At 57.9% G+C, this 17,060-nt stretch carries 19 protein-coding genes; 12 read left to right on the forward strand and 7 right to left on the reverse strand.

The genetic code is table 11. The features are described 5' to 3' along the window. Positions 1–367 precede the first annotated feature (367 nt). Genes hpxZ through EDF78_RS07010 form a run of 4 tightly spaced genes read right to left on the reverse strand, consistent with a single transcriptional unit; the run spans position 368 to position 4,022 of the window. Positions 368–751, reverse strand: coding sequence for an oxalurate catabolism protein HpxZ (hpxZ, locus tag EDF78_RS06995; protein WP_095923160.1), 384 nt, complete (start codon positions 749–751; stop codon positions 368–370). Between the two features lie 53 nt (positions 752–804). After that, on the reverse strand, positions 805–2,208 hold the full coding sequence (locus EDF78_RS07000) for an AtzE family amidohydrolase (RefSeq protein ID WP_133822796.1): 1,404 nt from the start codon (positions 2,206–2,208) through the stop codon (positions 805–807). Then, a complete protein-coding gene (gene hpxX / locus EDF78_RS07005; protein ID WP_095923158.1) occupies positions 2,205–2,399 on the reverse strand; it encodes an oxalurate catabolism protein HpxX in 195 nt (64 codons plus the stop codon). The genes EDF78_RS07000 and hpxX overlap by 4 nt, the downstream gene beginning before the upstream one ends. Positions 2,400–2,435: 36 nt before the next feature. Then, on the reverse strand, positions 2,436–4,022 hold the full coding sequence (locus EDF78_RS07010; RefSeq protein ID WP_095923157.1) for a gamma-glutamyltransferase family protein: 1,587 nt from the start codon (positions 4,020–4,022) through the stop codon (positions 2,436–2,438). A 200-nt stretch (positions 4,023–4,222) separates the two neighbouring features. On the opposite strand from EDF78_RS07010, the gene EDF78_RS07015 reads away from it, so the two are divergent. The 9 genes from EDF78_RS07015 (at position 4,223) to uraH (ending at position 11,564) form a co-directional block, all read left to right on the forward strand. Then, a complete protein-coding gene (locus EDF78_RS07015; protein ID WP_133822797.1) occupies positions 4,223–5,062 on the forward strand; it encodes a MurR/RpiR family transcriptional regulator in 840 nt (279 codons plus the stop codon). 264 nt (positions 5,063–5,326) lie between these two features. After that, positions 5,327–6,112, forward strand: a complete 786-nt coding sequence (locus EDF78_RS07020) for a transporter substrate-binding domain-containing protein (protein WP_195817552.1) — start codon at positions 5,327–5,329, stop codon at positions 6,110–6,112. 24 nt (positions 6,113–6,136) lie between these two features. Further along, entirely contained in the window at positions 6,137–6,802 is a 666-nt protein-coding gene (locus tag EDF78_RS07025; protein ID WP_095923154.1) for an amino acid ABC transporter permease, read from the forward strand. Between the two features lie 2 nt (positions 6,803–6,804). Further along, a complete protein-coding gene (locus tag EDF78_RS07030; protein ID WP_095923153.1) occupies positions 6,805–7,455 on the forward strand; it encodes an amino acid ABC transporter permease in 651 nt (216 codons plus the stop codon). Continuing rightward, positions 7,455–8,207, forward strand: coding sequence for an amino acid ABC transporter ATP-binding protein (locus tag EDF78_RS07035; protein ID WP_095923152.1), 753 nt, complete (start codon positions 7,455–7,457; stop codon positions 8,205–8,207). Before EDF78_RS07030 ends, EDF78_RS07035 begins: the two co-directional genes overlap by 1 nt. 18 nt (positions 8,208–8,225) lie before the next feature. Beyond that, positions 8,226–9,464: an alanine--glyoxylate aminotransferase family protein gene (locus EDF78_RS07040; RefSeq protein ID WP_131692844.1), complete on the forward strand. Its 1,239-nt coding sequence runs from the start codon at positions 8,226–8,228 to the stop codon at positions 9,462–9,464. After that, a complete protein-coding gene (gene hpxK, locus EDF78_RS07045; protein ID WP_133822798.1) occupies positions 9,464–10,738 on the forward strand; it encodes an allantoate amidohydrolase in 1,275 nt (424 codons plus the stop codon). Before EDF78_RS07040 ends, hpxK begins: the two co-directional genes overlap by 1 nt. Continuing rightward, on the forward strand, positions 10,735–11,232 hold the full coding sequence (gene uraD / locus EDF78_RS07050; protein ID WP_131692846.1) for a 2-oxo-4-hydroxy-4-carboxy-5-ureidoimidazoline decarboxylase: 498 nt from the start codon (positions 10,735–10,737) through the stop codon (positions 11,230–11,232). The genes hpxK and uraD overlap by 4 nt, the downstream gene beginning before the upstream one ends. Further along, complete coding sequence (gene uraH / locus EDF78_RS07055; RefSeq protein WP_119822740.1) at positions 11,229–11,564, forward strand: hydroxyisourate hydrolase; 336 nt, start codon at positions 11,229–11,231, stop codon at positions 11,562–11,564. Before uraD ends, uraH begins: the two co-directional genes overlap by 4 nt. A 12-nt stretch (positions 11,565–11,576) precedes the next feature. Here the strand turns inward: uraH and EDF78_RS07060 are convergent, their stop codons facing one another. Further along, the gene (locus EDF78_RS07060; protein WP_133822799.1) at positions 11,577–12,845 is read right to left on the reverse strand and encodes a gamma-glutamyl-gamma-aminobutyrate hydrolase family protein; all 1,269 of its coding nucleotides are present in this window, start codon (positions 12,843–12,845) and stop codon (positions 11,577–11,579) included. 212 nt (positions 12,846–13,057) lie between these two features. On the opposite strand from EDF78_RS07060, the gene EDF78_RS07065 reads away from it, so the two are divergent. Continuing rightward, complete coding sequence (locus tag EDF78_RS07065; RefSeq protein WP_095923146.1) at positions 13,058–13,564, forward strand: DUF1993 domain-containing protein; 507 nt, start codon at positions 13,058–13,060, stop codon at positions 13,562–13,564. Between the two features lie 67 nt (positions 13,565–13,631). Here the strand turns inward: EDF78_RS07065 and EDF78_RS07070 are convergent, their stop codons facing one another. Together EDF78_RS07070 and EDF78_RS07075 are read right to left on the reverse strand one after the other, a co-directional pair. Then, entirely contained in the window at positions 13,632–14,405 is a 774-nt protein-coding gene (locus tag EDF78_RS07070; protein ID WP_095923145.1) for an amidohydrolase, read from the reverse strand. Then, entirely contained in the window at positions 14,393–15,553 is a 1,161-nt protein-coding gene (locus tag EDF78_RS07075; RefSeq protein WP_133822800.1) for a pyridoxal phosphate-dependent aminotransferase, read from the reverse strand. The genes EDF78_RS07070 and EDF78_RS07075 overlap by 13 nt, the downstream gene beginning before the upstream one ends. Before the next feature lie 208 nt (positions 15,554–15,761). Between EDF78_RS07075 and EDF78_RS07080 the strand changes: the two genes are divergently transcribed. Together EDF78_RS07080 and mtnC are read left to right on the forward strand one after the other, a co-directional pair. Continuing rightward, complete coding sequence (locus EDF78_RS07080; RefSeq protein ID WP_095923143.1) at positions 15,762–16,376, forward strand: methylthioribulose 1-phosphate dehydratase; 615 nt, start codon at positions 15,762–15,764, stop codon at positions 16,374–16,376. Continuing rightward, on the forward strand, positions 16,373–17,059 hold the full coding sequence (gene mtnC, locus EDF78_RS07085; RefSeq protein ID WP_133822801.1) for an acireductone synthase: 687 nt from the start codon (positions 16,373–16,375) through the stop codon (positions 17,057–17,059). Before EDF78_RS07080 ends, mtnC begins: the two co-directional genes overlap by 4 nt. Position 17,060: the final 1 nt, after the last annotated feature.

Below are 17,060 nucleotides of genomic sequence, written 5' to 3' on the forward strand. Positions count from 1 at the left end.
TCTTTTAGAAAAGTGCATTGGCGTGATCAAAAATTTTGCTGAACGGAGCGGCTTCGAGACCACAGGCTCGAAGACCGAGAGAAGGAACCGCGAAGCGGCAATATTTTGCGCCACTCTCTGCTCTACCGGAACATGTCCGTCATGCCTGCGATAGCGCGCAGTTAAAAGACGTGGGAGATCCAAGAGGGGCCCGTCCTGGCCCCTTTTGGGCGGTTTCGGCGCAGCGCGATAAGTGATCGCTGTTATTGAGAAACCGAAATTATCACCGTTCAGATTTCCCCTCGGTGGGAACCGAAATTGTCACCGTCCATTCCTGGAAAAGAACAGTTTCCTCAGCTTTCCAAAGCTGAACCGCCCAATGGTTCGGTCAAACCATCAGACTCACATGGGCCGCCACAATCTTCCAGCCACTCGCCATTTTCACCCACGTCTGCTGCTGACGCCCAATCTTGTCGGTGCCTTCCCGGCGGAATTCCGTGCTGGCGACGGCCATGTCATCGCCGAAGGTGGTGATGGTGGTGTTGACCAGATCCCGGTCTAACCCCTGTGACGATCGCGCAGATCGGAATGCGCGGATGGCATCAATGCCGTAAAGATTTTCCCCCGCGCCATAACGCACAGTACGCGGGTCATGCCAGAACAGTTCGTCAAGTACGGCGGTGTCGTTACTGATCAGCGCCTGTTCATAGCGATAAAACGCCGCGTTCATTTCGGCAAGGATCGCCGGGCGGTCGATATGTTCAGTTTTCATGATGACTCTCTTTACTCTTTTTACTTCACCCTGGAAAACGGGGATGCGGGACGTTACGCAGGCATCACCGGAGAACTGCTGACGTTCACAATGCCTTGTTGCTCAAGCGCACGGGCGGCACGCAGGCACAGGTCTTCGCGCCACGGTGGCGCAATCAGTTGTAATCCTATCGGCAGGCCGCCGGACGTGGTGACGGGCACCGTGACCACCGGCAGACCGAGGAACGAGATCGGCTGAGTCAGCATGCCCATATTGGCACGCGTCGGCAGATCCTGCCCGTTGATACGTATAGTGTCCTGACCGATTAACGTGGCCGGACACGGCGTGGCTGGCGCGATCAGAATGTCCCAATGTTCGAACAAGGGCAAGATTTGCTGCTGAAATTGCTGACGAAAACGCTGCGCCTGTACGTACCACGCCGCCGGGATCATCGCCCCGGCAAGTAAACGTTCGCGCGATAACGGCTCAAACTGTTCCGCAATAGTGCGCAGTTTTGGCAAATACTGATTACCCCCTTCAGAGGCGCTGATGATAAACGCGGCGGAGCGTGCCAGTTCAGCCTGTGGCATCTCGGTTTCTTCCTGTGCGTCCAGCGCCTGCGCTATCTGGCGCACCGCCGCTTTGGCATGGTCGTCGCACCAGGTGGAAAAATAACCGCCAAGTACTGCGGTGCGCAAACCCTGCTGACCGCGCCCGAGCTGAGAAAATGTTTCGGTAACCGGTTTATCTGCCTGGAAGTGATCCTGCGGATCTGTGCCCTGCATGGCGTCATACACCTGCGCCAGATCCTCGCTGCACCGCGCCATCGGGCCGATATGATCGAGGCTGGCGACGAACGGCTGACTGCCGCGACGTGAAATGCGTCCGAAGGTGGGTTTCAGCCCCAGTATGCCGCTTAATGAAGAGGGGACGCGGATCGATCCGTTGGTATCGCTGCCGAGCGTGAAATGCACCAGACCGGCGGCGACGGCGGCGGCTGAACCGCCGGAAGATCCTCCGGCCACGCGCGCCAGATCCCGCGGGTTACGGGTGGCACCATAATGGCTGTTTTCCGTGGTGAAACCGTAGGCGTAAGCATCCATATTCAGCATGCCGGAAAGCATCGCGCCCTGTGCCGCGAGGCGGGAAACCGTCCAGGCATCATGGCGCGCGGCGGCGTTGCTGCTGTTGAGGCTCGCGCCTGCCAGCGTCACTTCACCGGCCACGTCCAGCAGGTTTTTTACCGCATAAGGGATGCCTGCCAGCGGCGGTAAACTCGCGCCGCTGGCACGGGTTTTATCGACTTTTGCGGCTTCGCTCAGCATGCGTTCGCGGGTGATATGCGTCCAGGCGTTGATCACCGGATTGGCCTGTTCAACCGCATCAAGCGTCGACGTTGCAATCTCCGTTGCTGAAATGTCACCCTGAACAATGGCCTGATGTAACTGACTGATAGTAAAACGATCAAAGGATGTCATGCGCGGTACACCCCGGCAATTTCCAGACGCGGGTCGAGCGGTAAATCCATCAGCGGCTGCGCCATTTGCGCGATGCGACTGAACTGTACCAGTAATTCCTGACGACGGGCGTCGTCGAGTTCCAGCGCCAGAACGGATTCCATCTGGCGGATATACGCGGCCCAGTCGGTCGCTGCGGGGGTATTTTTCATGCTGCTTCCTTATCAATTCTCATGAGCGAACTCTGATCAAAATCCGGCGGCGCTGCCGTTACTGCGCGGGTCGGAGGCGCCTTCAAACATGCCATTGGTATGGCGGACAATGGCGCCAGCGTGGCCGACGGCTTCGCTGAAATCCGGCAACAGTTCGACGTCGTGACCGCGCTGTCTCAGTCCCGCCAGCGTCGGATAGGCGAAACGGCCCTCCAGTTTCAGTGAGTCCGAACTTTCGCCCCAGGTACGGCCCAGCAACCAGCGCGGACCGCTGATTGCCTGCTGCAAAGACTGACCCTGCACCACATGGCGGATAAACACCGCGGCCTGGGTTTGCGGCTGACCGTCACCGCCCATCGAGCCGTACACCATGGTGCGCCCGTCGTATAAGCGTGCGGCGGCGGGATTGAGGGTGTGGAACGGTTGTTTGCCCGGCGCGAGTGCCAGCAAATGTCCGGCGTCGAGGCTGAAAGACGCGCCACGGTTTTGCCACAACACGCCGCTGCCCGGCAGCACGACACCACTGCCGAACTCGTGATAAATGCTCTGGATAAAGGACACCGCCAGCCCGCTGCTGTCCATCACGCCCATCCAGACGGTATCGCCCGGCCCTTTACCTTTGCCCCAGTCTGCGGCGCTGTGCGGTTTGATGCGGGTGGCGAGAGCGTCGAGATACTGCGGATCCAGCAGATCCTGCGCGTCCTGCGTCATCATGCGTGGATCAGTGATAAAACGGTCGCGCAGGCCGAACGCCAGTTTGGTGGCTTCCACCACGCTGTGAATGGTGGCGCTTTCATCCATGGTTTCCAGCGGCAGGCGATCGGTCAGCCCGAGAATGGCCAGCGAAACCAGTCCCTGCGTCGGCGGTGTCAGGTTGTAGATTTCGCCTTTACTGTGTTTAAGGCGCAGCGGCACACGGCGCTGCGGTTTATATGCGGCGAGATCGGCGCGGGTCACCGGCATGCCGAGTTTCTCCATGTCGGCGGCCATGTTGTCGGCCAGTTCGCCGCGATAGAAACTGTTCAGTCCGTCCTCACACAGCATCGACAGGGTTTGTGCCAGCTGCGGTTGGGTGAAACGGTTACCGGCGCGCGGCACATCGCCGTTAGGCAAAAAGATGTCGGCAAAGGCGCGGAAATCCTTCAGCTCATGTTGTTTGGCGCGGGTGGCGGCTTCCTGCGAGGCGGTGACCGGAATACCGTCAGCCGCATAGCGGATGGCATCGCGCAGCAGGCGGGAGAGGGGTTTCTGTTCGCCACCCAACTCAGCCGACACATTCAGTGCTTCCTGCCAGCCGCCGACGGTGCCCGCAACCGTCAGCGCGGATTTCGGGCCACGATGGGGAATGTGCGTTTCACCGGCGTAGAAATCGAGAGAGGCGAGGGCGCCCGCCGCGCCGCTGGCATCGATAGCCACCGGATTGCCCTGCGGCGGCACAATCAGCCAGAAGCCGTCGCCGCCCAGCCCGTTCATGTGCGGATACACCACGGCAATTGTTGCGGCTGCCGCCACCATGGCTTCGATGGCGTTGCCGCCTTCGCGCAATACCGCAAGCGCACTCTGGCTCGCCAGATGATGAGGTGTGACCGCCATGCCCAGCGGTGCGCTGTTACTGTTAATCATGCGATGTCCTTTTTTGAGACGCTTTTTTTATGCTGCCCGTGCTTGCAGGGTTGAGGGCGCGTAGGGATAAAGTTAAGCAAGAGGTGTTCCACATCGGCAAAAGCCGCCGGCTTTCGCACATAATTTTGCTTGCATTGGCAAGCATAGTGCATGGTATGTTCCGCTGAATGGCTGAAACATTGGTTACAAAAGGGACGGAGATGAAACAGATAGATGAACGTCTGCGTGACCATTACGCAGAACTGACGCCGCAGGAACAGCGGGTGGCAGACTTTATTTTTGCCAGCATCGACGACCTGATGAGTTACAACAGCGCCGAACTGGCGCGGCTCAGCGGCGTATCGAAAGCCACGGTCAGCCGCCTGTTTAAGCGCCTCGGTTATCCGAGTTATCGCGATATGCGTGATGAGATGCGCACCCTGCGCCAGAGCGGGATGCCGCTGACCGACAGCCGCGATGCGGTACAGGGCAACACCTTGTTATCCCGGCACTACAAGCAGGAAATGGCGAACCTCACGCAGTGGATTAACCAGATTGATGGCGTACAGTTTGGCGCGCTGATCACCGCGCTCAGTCAGGCGCGACAGGTGCGGTTGCTGGGTTTTCGTAACAGTTATCCGGTGGCGCTGCACCTTCGTCAGCAGCTGATTCAGGTGCGCGCAGGCGTGATGATGATGCCGCAACCGGGGCAAACGCTGGCGGAAGAACTGGTGGATCTCACTGCGCAGGATGTGGTGATTTTTGTCGCCTTCCGCCGCAGGCCGCGCATGGCGAAGGCCATTCTGACGCAGTTACACACGCTGTGTGTGCCGGTCCTACTGGTGTGCGAGCCACAGGCACAGACGCTTATCCCGCTGGCGACCTGGCATCTGGCCGCGCCGCTCGACAGTGTCTCGGCGTTCGACAGTTATTCTTCTGCCATGAGCCTGGCGAATTTACTCAGTAATGCATTGCTGCACGATATGCTCGCTCAGGGCCGTCAGCGTATTCATCAGATCAGCGATCTTTACGCCGATCTCGACGAACTGGAGCAACGCTGATCCCCGTCTGAGGGGCAAACGGGGCGCTTTTCTGGTGCTCCTGCACAATGACAGTGCGTTACAACATCCCTTTCCTTCCTGCTTTTGCCCTGGTTCAGGGCAAAAAAACCCGCCTGCCGGTTCCGCCACTTTTTATAATTCCTTGTCTCACCGTGACTTTGCGCACATTTTTCCTGCTGCGTGGCTTTTGGCACATTCGTTGCAAAGTTTTAAATATAAGAATCTATCGTTCCAAAAACCTTTCACCGGAGATAATCTATGAACATGAACAAACGGCTGTTGGCATGGGCAGGCGCGGCAATGCTGGTGCTTCAGGCATCCGGCGCGATGGCCGATCAGTTGCAGGATATTCAGAAGCGCGGCGTGCTGCGCGTGGCGGTGCCGCAGGACTTCCCGCCGTTTGGTTCGGTGAGCAAGGATTTGCAGCCGGAAGGTTATGACATCGACATGGCGCAGTATCTGGCCGACAAGATGAAACTTAAGTTGCAACTGGTGCCGGTGACCAGCGCCAACCGCGTGCCTTACCTGCAAACGGATAAAGTCGATCTGGTGATTTCCAGCCTCGGCAAAAACGCCGAGCGCGAAAAAGTGATCGATTTCAGTAACGCCTATGCGCCGTTCTTCCTCGGCGTGTTTGGCGCGCAGGGTGACAAACTGGCCGATCTGAAAGCACTGTCCGGCAAAACCATCGGCGTGACCCGTGGCGCGGTAGAAGATCTGGCGCTGACCGATGTGGCGCCGAAAGATGCCAAAATTCAGCGTTATGAAGACAACAACACCACGTTGTCAGCGTACCTGTCCGGTCAGGTGGAATACATCGCCACCGGTAACCTGGTGGTGGCGGCCATTGCCCGCATGAATCCGGCTAAAGCGCCGGTGTCGAAAGTGATGCTGAAAGACTCGCCGTGCTACGTCGGCCTGCGTAAAGACGAACCGGCGCTGAAAGATAAAGTGAATGCCCTGATCGCCGAAGGTATCAAAGATAAAACGCTGAACACGCTGTCCGAAAAATGGATGAAGGCTCCGCTGCCGGCTTCCATCGGCGCGTAATTAACGTTTTCACGGAGATCTTTCATGACCTATCAGCTTAACTTTAGCGCGCTGTGGCCATATATGCCGGAACTGCTGGCCGGTTTATGGACCACCATTGAGCTGACGGTACTGGCAACGGTTGGCGGTGTCGCAATAGGGATTTGCGGCGCAGCCATCCGCTGCGGCAACCATAAAACCCTGCGTGCGGTCTGGGGCGTGTATGTCGAAGCCATCCGTAATACGCCGTTTGTGGTGCAGTTGTTTTTCATTGTGTTTGGCCTGCCGGCCATCGGTCTGAAAATGACCGCCGGTGAGGCGGCGCTGCTGGCGATGCTGATTAACCTCGGCGCGTACAGCACGGAAATTATCCGCGCCGGTATTCAGGTGACGCCGAAAGGCCAGTGGGAAGCCGGGCGCGTGCTGGGATTAACCCGCAGCCAGACGTTTCTGCGCGTCGTATTGCCGCCGTCGCTGAAACGCATTTATCCGTCGCTGGTCAGCCAGTGCATTATCGTGATGCTCGGATCTTCCGTGGTGTCGCAGGTGTCTTTTGAGGAACTGACGTTTGCTGCGAACTTAATTCAGTCGCGTACTTTCCTCAGTTTTGAAGTGTATCTGGTCACCACCTTGTTCTATCTGTTGCTGTCGGTGGCGATGCGTCAGCTGTTGCTGCTGGCCGGACGCCGTGTCTTTGGGAGTGAAAACTGATGATGACCTTCACCGACTGGGACATTGTGCGCAATCTCCTGCTGGCGGCGCGCTGGACCTTGCTGCTGTCGCTGACCGCGTTTATCGGCGGCACGCTGGTGACCTTGCCGCTGCTGTTATTGCGGCTGACCAAACGCCGCTGGCCGACACGGTTTGTTCGTTTATATTCCGAACTGTTTCAGGGCACGCCGCTGCTGATGCAGTTGTTCCTGGCCTTCTTCGGACTAGGCCTGTTTGGCATCAACGTCAGCCCGTGGACCGCCGCCGCGCTGGCCCTGACGCTGTATACCAGCGCGTATCTGGTGGATATCTGGAGCGGCAGCATTGCCGCGCTGCCGAAAGGCCAGTGGGAAGCGTCACGCTGTCTCGGCCTGAATTTCGGTCAGACCTTATGGCGGGTGATCACCCCGCAGGCGCTGCGGATTGCCATTGCGCCGACGGTCGGATTTTCCGTACAGGTGGTGAAAGGCACCGCGCTGGCCTCGATTATCGGTTTTGTCGAACTGACCAAAGCCGGAACGATGCTCAATAATGTGACGTATCAGCCCTTCAAAGTGTTTGGATTAGTGGCGCTGGGCTACTTCCTGATGTGCTATCCGCTGTCGCGATACAGCCAGCATTTAGAAAAATCATTGCGTGGAGAGAAACAGTAATGCCGCTGATCACCATCAATCAGGTTCAGAAATTTTACGGCCAGAACCACGTGCTGAAAGGCGTGGATCTGGATATCGACAGCGGCGAAGTGATTTCGATCATCGGCCGCAGCGGTTCAGGCAAAAGCACGCTGTTGCGCTGCATGAACGGGCTGGAAGGCTATCAGGAAGGCAGCATCAAACTGGGTGGCATGACCATCACTGACCGCGATTCTCAGGCGCGTGACATCAGCCGTTCTGTCGGCATGGTGTTCCAGAGTTTCAATCTTTTTCCGCACATGACCGCGCTGGAAAACGTCATGCTGGCACCGCGCCGCGTGCTGAAAAAGTCCGCCGCCGAATGCCGTGAACTGGCCGCGCAGATGCTGGCGAAAGTCGGGCTGGCGGATCGCATGGATTATTACCCGTCGAATCTTTCCGGCGGCCAGCAACAACGTGTGGCGATTGCCCGTGCGCTGGCGATGAACCCGAAAGTGCTGCTGTGTGATGAAATCACCTCGGCACTGGACCCGGAATTAGTCGGCGAAGTATTGAAAGTGCTCGAGCAACTGGCGAAAGAAGGCATGACGCTGGTGCTGGTGACGCACGAAATGAATTTTGCCCGCGAAGTGGGCGACCGCGTGGTGTTTATGCATCAGGGCACCGTGTGGGAACAGGGCGAAAGCCGGGCGCTGTTTGCCAATCCGCAAACCCCCGAGTTAAGACAGTTTATCGCCTCCGTGCGCGGCCTGAATGAGGCTGCTGCAAGCTAACATTGTAAAGGATTAACTATGTCAGATTTCATCTCTCCCGGACAAATCAACCCGCCAACCCGTCTGCTGATGGGGCCGGGGCCAATCAATGCTGACCCGCGCGTGCTGCGGGCGATGGCGAGCCAGCTGGTCGGGCAATACGACCCGGTAATGACCGGCTACATGAACGAAGTGATGGCGCTGTACCGTGCGCTGTATAAAACCGAAAACCAGTGGACGTTACTGATCGACGGCACCTCGCGCGCCGGTATCGAAGCCGTGCTGCTTTCCGGCATCCGTCCCGGCGACAAAGTGCTGGTGCCGGTGTTTGGCCGTTTCGGCCATCTGCTGTGTGAAATTGCCCGCCGCTGCCGCGCCGAAGTGCACACCATCGAAGCGCCATGGGGCGAAGTGTTTGATCCGCAGCAAATCGAAGATGCGATTAAATCGGTAAAACCGCGCTGGCTGCTGACCGTGCAGGGCGATACGTCCACCACCATGTTGCAGCCGCTGGAGCAACTGGGTGAAATCTGCCGCCGTCACGGCGTGCTGTTCTACTCCGATGCGACCGCGTCCTTTGGCGGTAACCCGCTGGAAACCGATGCCTGGGGCTTAGACGCGGTGTCTGCCGGTTTGCAGAAATGCCTCGGCGGCCCGTCCGGTAGCTCGCCGGTGACCATCAGCCCGCGCTTTGAAGAGCAAATCCGCCGCCGTAAATGCGTGGAAGAAGGCATCCGTACTGCTGATCACGCCGACGGCGACGACGAGATGATCTACTCCAACTATTTCGATCTGGGCATGATCATGGATTACTGGGGGCCGGAGCGTCTGAACCATCACACCGAAGCCACCAGCATGCTGTTTGCGGCGCGTGAGTGCGCGCGCATCATTCTGGAAGAAGGGCTGGATACCGGCATCGCCCGCCACAAATTGCACGGCGGCGCGCTGCTGGCCGGTATTCAGGGCATGGGGCTGGAAGTGTTCGGCGACCTGAACAACCGGATGAACAACGTGCTCGGCGTGGTCATTCCGCAGGGCGTTCACGGCGAACAGGTGCGTCAGATGATGCTTAACGATTTCAGCATCGAAATCGGCACGTCATTTGGCCCGCTGGCCGGGAAAATCTGGCGTATCGGCACCATGGGTTACAACGCACGTAAAGACTGCGTGTTGCAAACGCTGGTGGCGCTGGAAGCGGTGCTCAACCGTCTGGGCTTCGCGTCGAAATACGGCGCAGGGGCGCAGGCCGCCTGGGATCACTACGCAGGAGGTCAGTAATGGCAGAAGCCTTTACGCTGGCTGCGGTTTCCGACAGCGCAAAATGTGCCGCTGAACGGGTGATGGCGCGCTGCGATGCACTCGCCGCCATCAGTGAAACGCCGGGTCAGCTGACCCGCGTGTATCTCTCGGCCGAACATTTGCAGGCCAATCAGGTTGTGGGCGAATGGATGGAAGCGGCCGGTATGCGCGTCTGGCAGGACAGCGTCGGTAATATCTGCGGGCGCTATGAAGGGCTGGATCCTTCGGCTCCCGCCATTCTGCTCGGTTCGCATCTCGACAGCGTGCGTAATGCGGGGCGTTACGACGGTCCGCTGGGCGTGCTGACCGCGCTGGAAGTGGTGGCGCATCTGCATCAGAACGCCATCCGTTTGCCGATGGCGGTGGAAATCGTCGGCTTCTGTGATGAGGAAGGCACACGTTTTGGCATCACGCTGCTGGGCAGCCGCGGGCTGACCGGCACCTGGCCAGCCGGCTGGCTGGAACGTCAGGACGCGCAGGGGATTTCTGTCGCACAGGCGATGCAGAATGTCGGGCTGGATCCGCTGAAGATCGGCGCGTCACAGCGCGCGGTCAGCGATTTCTGCGCGTACCTCGAATTGCATATCGAGCAGGGGCCGTGCCTGCAAACGGCAGATGTGCCGCTCGGTGTGGTCACGGCGATTAATGGCGCACGTCGTCTCAATTGCGAATTCACCGGTCACGCCGGACATGCCGGAACCGTGCCGATGGGGCAGCGTCAGGATGCGCTGACCGCCGCCGCCGAATGGACGCTGGCGATTGAAAGTATCACCACCGCCACCGGCCGCAATCTGGTGGCAACGGTCGGCACACTGGAATGTCTGCCGGGCGCGGTGAATGTTATTCCGGGGCAGGTCAAACTGTCGCTGGATGTACGCGGACCGCGTGATGATGCTCTCTCAGCGCTGCTGGAAACGCTGCTGGCAAAAGGCCGCGATATCGCGGCACGGCGCGGCCTGATTTTCGCCGCTGAGCAGTTTTACGCTATCAGCGCGACGGAATGTCACGCCGGTCTGCAACACCGCCTCAGCCAGAGCGTTTTACAATTACAGGGACAGGCGATGTCGCTGCCAAGCGGAGCAGGGCACGACGCGATTGCCATCGCAGAATGCTGGCCGGTCGGCATGTTGTTTGTGCGCTGTAAAGACGGCATCAGCCATCATCCCGATGAATCTGTCACCACCGGCGACGTGGCTTACGCGGTGCAGGCGTATATCAATACTGTGCTGAGTTTTGCTGAGGGGCATTTATGACCTTTGAAGAATTCAATGCGCTGTCCGAATTTGAAGCCGTTGCCCTGTTGCGCCCGCTGGTGAATATTCCTTCGTGGGCGAAAATCGTCAGTGACGGACGGCCTTATGCTTCTGTGGAAGACGTGCTGCGTCGTGCTGAAGCGGCCTGCGAAAACTGGCAGCCGGAAGAGATTACGCAGGCGCTGTCAGCACATCCGCGCATTGGCGAGCGCGCCAGCGGGGCCAGCAAAGAAGCGCAGCTTTCCCGTGGCGAACAGGCAACGCTGAATATCAGCCAGCAGGCAGTGATTGATGCGCTGCATGACGGTAATCTGCGTTATGAACAGCGTTTCGGCCGGGTGTTTCTGATCCGTGCGAAAGGCCGCAGTTCAGAGGAGATTCTGGATAACCTGCAACGGCGGCTGAAAAATAAACCGGACGCGGAAGATCAGGAAACAGCACAACAGCTGAAAGAAATTACCCTGCTGCGTTTAAAGGAGATATTCCCGTTATGACACGCATCACTACCCATATTTTGGATACGTCTTTAGGGCAGCCTGCGGCCAATGTGCGCGTCTGGCTGGAACACCTTGAAGGGCGAAGCATCACGCTCGTCAGCGAAACCCAAACCGACGCCGATGGCCGCGCCGCGAAATTAACGCCGGAGCCGGTGGCTTCCGGGCATTACCGGTTGTGTGCGGATATCGGCGCGTATTTCACGGCGACCGGCCGCGAAACGCTGTATCACTCGGCGATCATTGATGTGGTGATCGATGGCAGTCAGGATCATTACCATCTGCCGCTGCTGATCAGTCCATATTCTTATTCAACGTATCGCGGCAGTTAGCTTTCGCTTCCGTCAGCCCATCAGCAGGTGCGGATGTTTAAGCCGCACGCTTTTGGTCAGGGCGGCGTGGCTGATATCCCGGTCGCGGTTGCTCTGACGGACCTGTTGCAGGAACGCCATCAGCAGCGGGTTCGGGCGTTCACGGCGCGACATCAGTTCCGGTTGTCCCTGCACGCCGAGAAAGAACGGATGATTGTTCAGTTCAACCGCCTGCGCCTGTTCACCACTTTCGTCATACCCTGACACGCGCAATCCGGTGCTTTCCAGTTCGGCCAGTAATTGCGGATTGAGATAACGGCGCTGGTTGTAACGCAGGGTAAATGCCTCCCCCGTTTTATTCGCCAGCAGGCTGCCACTGCGGGTCATGACCGGATGATTTCCCAGACGCGGCTGTACCTGTTCCGCGAGCGGCAAACCGGTTTGCAGGCTGCCGAGTGTTGACGGCCCGTGCATGACGACGCGATCCTGCCCGAGCACTTTTTGCCCCAGCGCGGTGACCATCTGATGCATCCCCTGATTAATGCCAAATACCGGCGTCTGGTTTTCCAGTGCCCAGGCGGCGGTCGCCAGTTGCCCGGTCTGCATCTCGCTGCGGGTGAGCGTCGCGCCCGGCAACATAATGCCGTCGACGTCAGACAGCGTGGCATCAAGCTGACTGCCCGCCAGTGACGGCGTGATATAAATAACGTCAATGTTCATTGCCAGTGCATCGGCTGCATCTCCCAGTGCAGCGAGCATCGCCGGATAGCTGTCACGCTGCTCGGCAAAATCACCCACCAGCGCCACACGCAGGGTTTTTCCTGCCCGCATCACCGGTTGTGAAACCGAACCTAACGCCCAGCGGCCAAAGGCATCGCGTCCCCAGCCGTTACTGCGAATTTTGCCTGTGGCGCAATCTTCCAGCTGGAATTTATCCTGATGGCGCACCACGGTTAATGATTCGATTTCAATGCCCTGTTCACCGAGTTGCGCCGCCAGCCCTGCGGAGAGCGGTTCACGCAATGGCACGACGATATCTTCTTTAAGTGCCCGATAAATCAGGGATTCAACCCCGGACGCTTCACCCGCGCCGCGCCCGGTCAGGCGTTCAAGCCATACCAGTCCGCTGGTCAGTGCATGACCCTGCGCAGTGACATGCTGACGTGCGTTCGGATAATGTTGCGCATCATGACTGACGGGAAAGTGACACAGCGGCAAAGCGCGCAATTCAGCAAGTATCGCTGCCATCGCGCCGTACAACGCGGGTTCGGGCGTGGAGTGTGCAATAAAGGTGATGGTCATCAGGTGTCCTCTGTCAGATGTTTTTGCGGGGGTATTGAATGCAAGAATTGATCCACACAGGGATGTCTTTACATGCTCTGACAAAAAGAGGGAGGTATGTCGCAAACACGCATTTGGTCACACTTCACTGCTATAAAACGACACGCTGTTCAGACCATAACGCGCTAAGGTAGCGCCGGTAGTTCTAACACTTCATTCACTAAGGAAGCATCATGTCAGCATCGCTTTATGGCAGTACGGCGGCACAGTTTGTTCGTGGTTTACAGAATCTTTCAGCCTTGCTGGAAAAGGGCGCGGCATGGGCAAAGGAAAACGGTAAATCAGAAGAGGACGTTCTGAATACCCGTCTGGCCGGGGATATGTATCCGCTGGCGCGTCAGGTGCAAATCACCAGTGATATGTCGAAAGGTGCCATCGCCCGTCTGTCCGGCGTTGCCGCACCGGCGATGGAAGACAATGAAGTGACCTTTGCCCAGTTGCAGGAACGTATCGCCAAAACCCTGCGCTTTATCGAAAGCGTGGATGTCGCGAAGCTGGAAGGCGATGAATCCCGTGAGATTGTGGTGAAAGGCAGAAACCATGAACTGAAATTCACCGCGCACAGTTACGTCACCGTATTTGCCGTACCGAACTTTTATTTTCACATCACCACGGCCTACAACATTCTGCGCCATCTGGGTGTGAATATTGGTAAGGCGGATTTTATAGGCGGAAATTAACAGCGGCGGGAAGTGGCAGAACGGTATGAATTAAAAATGCCCCGGCTGAGAAGTCCGGGGCATTTTTTTAATCATGAAGCAAAAAGGTATCGGCATCGCGCCACGCGGGGAAGGTTTCGCGGTAATCCTGTAGTGCTTCCAGTGACAGTTCGGCATCGATAATCATTGCCGAACCCGGCTCAGCCCGCGCCAGTTCTTCACCCTGCGGATTAATGATCAGGCTGTCGCCGCTGTAGTAGTGACCGTTATCGTCATGACCAACGCGGTTGCACCCGGCAACATATGCCTGATTTTCAATCGCACGGGCGGCGAGCAACGTCTGCCAGTGGCGGCTGCGCGGGGCAGGCCAGTTGGCGACGTAAAGCGCCAGATCGTAATCCTGACGGTTGCGGGAATACACCGGGAAACGCAGGTCGTAACAGACTTGCGGCAAAATACGCCAGCCGCGCCATTCGACGATTTCACGGCGTTTGCCCGGCACATAATAGTTGTGCTCACCGGCCATGCGGAACAGGTGACGTTTGTCGTAAAAATGCACTTTGCCCTGCGGTTCCACCAGCAGAAAACGGTTCACCGCGCCTTCCGTGGTGCTTAACGCCACACTGCCGCCAACCATCGCGCCGAGCTGTTTTGCCCACTGTTGCAGCCATTGCACCACACGCGACTCCGGCAGCGCGCTGCCCGGTGCCTGCATGGCGAAACCGGTGGTAAACATTTCCGGCAACACGATCAGGTCGCGGCCGGTCAGCGCACCGAGCAGGCCGTCGAAATGGGCGAGGTTAGCCTCACCGTCCAGCCACACCAGCGGCTGTTGCAGTACAGACAGTTTTAAAGTTGACACAGGCGCTCCGCAGCAGCGTCCAGCGTGGCTTCCTGTTTGGCGAAGCACAGCCGGATCAGTTTATGGGGGAAAGGCGCGGCGCAGAAGACCGACATCGGAATGGCCGCCACGCCAACATGTTCAGTCAGCCAGTGGCAGAATGCAACATCGTCCAGATCGGATACGTCACTGTAATCGACCAGCAGGAAATAGGTGCCCTGGCTGGGTAACACCTTCAGGCGACTGTTGGCCAGCCCCTGCGCCAGACGGTCGCGTTTGGCCTGATAAAAGGCCGGTAATTCCTGCCAGTGTTCCGGCGCTTCGCGCAGCATATCCGCCAGTGCCAGCTGAACCGGCGTGGTGATGGAGAAGGTCAGATACTGATGAACCTTGCGCAGTTCGGCGCTGATCACCGCCGGTGCCACGCAGTACCCCACGCGCCAGCCGGTCATGTGATAGGTTTTGCCGAACGATGACACCGCAATGGCGCGCTGACGCAGTTCGGGATGACGCAGCACGCTGGCGTGGCCTTCGGGTGCAAAACAGATGTGCTCATACACTTCATCGCTCAGCACGAAAATGTGCTTATCCGCAATGGTCTGCCAGAGCTGTTCAACGTCGCTGTGGCTCCAGACTGTGGCCGACGGATTGTGCGGGGTGTTGATGATCACCAGCTTCGTGCGGTCGGTTATCTGATCGGCGAATTCCGCCCAGTTCACCCTGAACTCCGGTGGCTGTAACTGAATACGCTTCATCACGCCGCCCGCCAGTTCTACCGCCGGGGCGTAACAGTCATAGCTCGGATCGAAAGCAATCACTTCATCGCCTTTCGACACCAGCGCGGTGATGGCGATATACAGCGACTCGGTCGCCCCCGCCGTGATGGTGATGTCGGTGTTGGCGTCCGGTGCATAGCCGTAAATCTGTTCGGTTTTCGCGGCAATGGCTTCACGAAGCTGCGCGGTGCCGGTCATCGGCGCGTACTGGTTCGCGCCCTGACTGACGTGATACGCCAGACGGTCACGCAGATAATGCGGGCCGTCGAAATCAGGAAAACCCTGCGACAGGTTAATCGCATTGTGTTTCTGCGCCAGCGCACTCATCTGGGTGAAAATCGTGGTGCCTAATGCAGGGAGCTTACTTTCGGGGATCAATGCTGCTGTGCTCATGGCGGGTCAATACTCCTGGACCGTTGACCTGACAGGCGTCAGGTGTGCAAATAGCGATGTTGCTCACAATATAACACGATGTTAATATTTGGCAATCGAGACGCTTAGATGGCTAAATGCCAATTCGGTCTAAGGCACTTAACTTTTTATATATCGCTATTTTCACCCCAAACTCAGTCCCTCAACGCACCGTTTTTTCAGGATAAAAATGACAGAGAATTTGCAACTGGGCGCGCTGCTGGCGGCCTGTCACTGGATTGGTCAGAAGGGCTGGAGCCCGGCAACGGGCGGCAACATGTCCGTGCGTGAAGGTGATGCCCATTGCCTGATCACCGAATCAGGGAAAGACAAAGGATCACTGACCGCAGGCGATTTCCTGCGGGTTGAACTGGAAAGCGGCCTTGCGCCCGACGGCCGACGTCCTTCAGCGGAAACCGGCCTGCACACCATGCTGTATTCCCGCTATCCTGAAACAGGCGCGGTGCTGCATACCCATTCGGTCAACTCGACGGTGTTATCGCGGGTAGAACGCAGCGGTGCGCTGGTGCTGGAAGGCTATGAGATGCAGAAATCGCTCAGCGGCCAGACCTCGCACCTTGATCAGGTGGTGATCCCGATTTTCGACAACAGCCAGGATATTTCCGCGCTGGCGCAGAAGATTATGGCGTCAGCGGAGCACACGCCGTTGCAGTATGGTTTTCTGCTGCGCGGCCACGGGCTGACCTGCTGGGGACGGGATGTGGCGGAAGCGCGCCGCCATCTGGAAGGGCTGGAATTCCTGTTCCAGTGTGAACTGCAACGTCGCCTGCTGGAGGCTAAATGATCCGCGCCATTATCACTGATATTGAAGGCACCACCACGGATATCCGTTTTGTACATCAGGTGTTATTCCCCTATGCCCGTCAGCGTCTCGCTGATTTCCTGCGCCATGAGCATGAGCAGCCTGACGTCGCGGCGGCGCTGGCGGCCCTGCGCACTGAAATCGACCGGCCACAGGCCAGCGTCGAGGCACTCATCGAACAGCTCTTTACCTACATGGACAATGACGTGAAATCGACGTCGCTGAAAGTGTTGCAGGGCATCATCTGGCGTACCGGCTATGAGAACGGCGATTTTCGCGGGCATCTGTATCCCGACGTCGCGCCGCAACTGGAAGCGTGGAAAGCGGAAGGTCTGCAACTGTGCGTCTATTCCTCGGGGTCGGTGGATGCGCAAAAACTGCTGTTCGGCTACAGCGATGCGGGCGATGTAACGCCGTTGTTCAGCGGCTATTTCGATACCCGCGTCGGGGCCAAGCGTGAAACGGAGTCGTATCAGAACATCGCTGAACAACTGATATTGCCGCCGCAGGATTTACTGTTTTTATCGGACATCCGTCAGGAGCTGGACGCCGCGCGCTTAGCGGGCTGGCATACCTGTCAGCTGATCCGCGATGACGCTGACGAGCTCAGCGATCACCTGCAAGTTAATCGTTTTGATCAGATAGCCTTAGAAACATTCTTATAAG

This window comes from Rahnella sp. BIGb0236 (assembly GCF_004364755.1).
GTDB lineage: Bacteria > Pseudomonadota > Gammaproteobacteria > Enterobacterales > Enterobacteriaceae > Rahnella > Rahnella victoriana.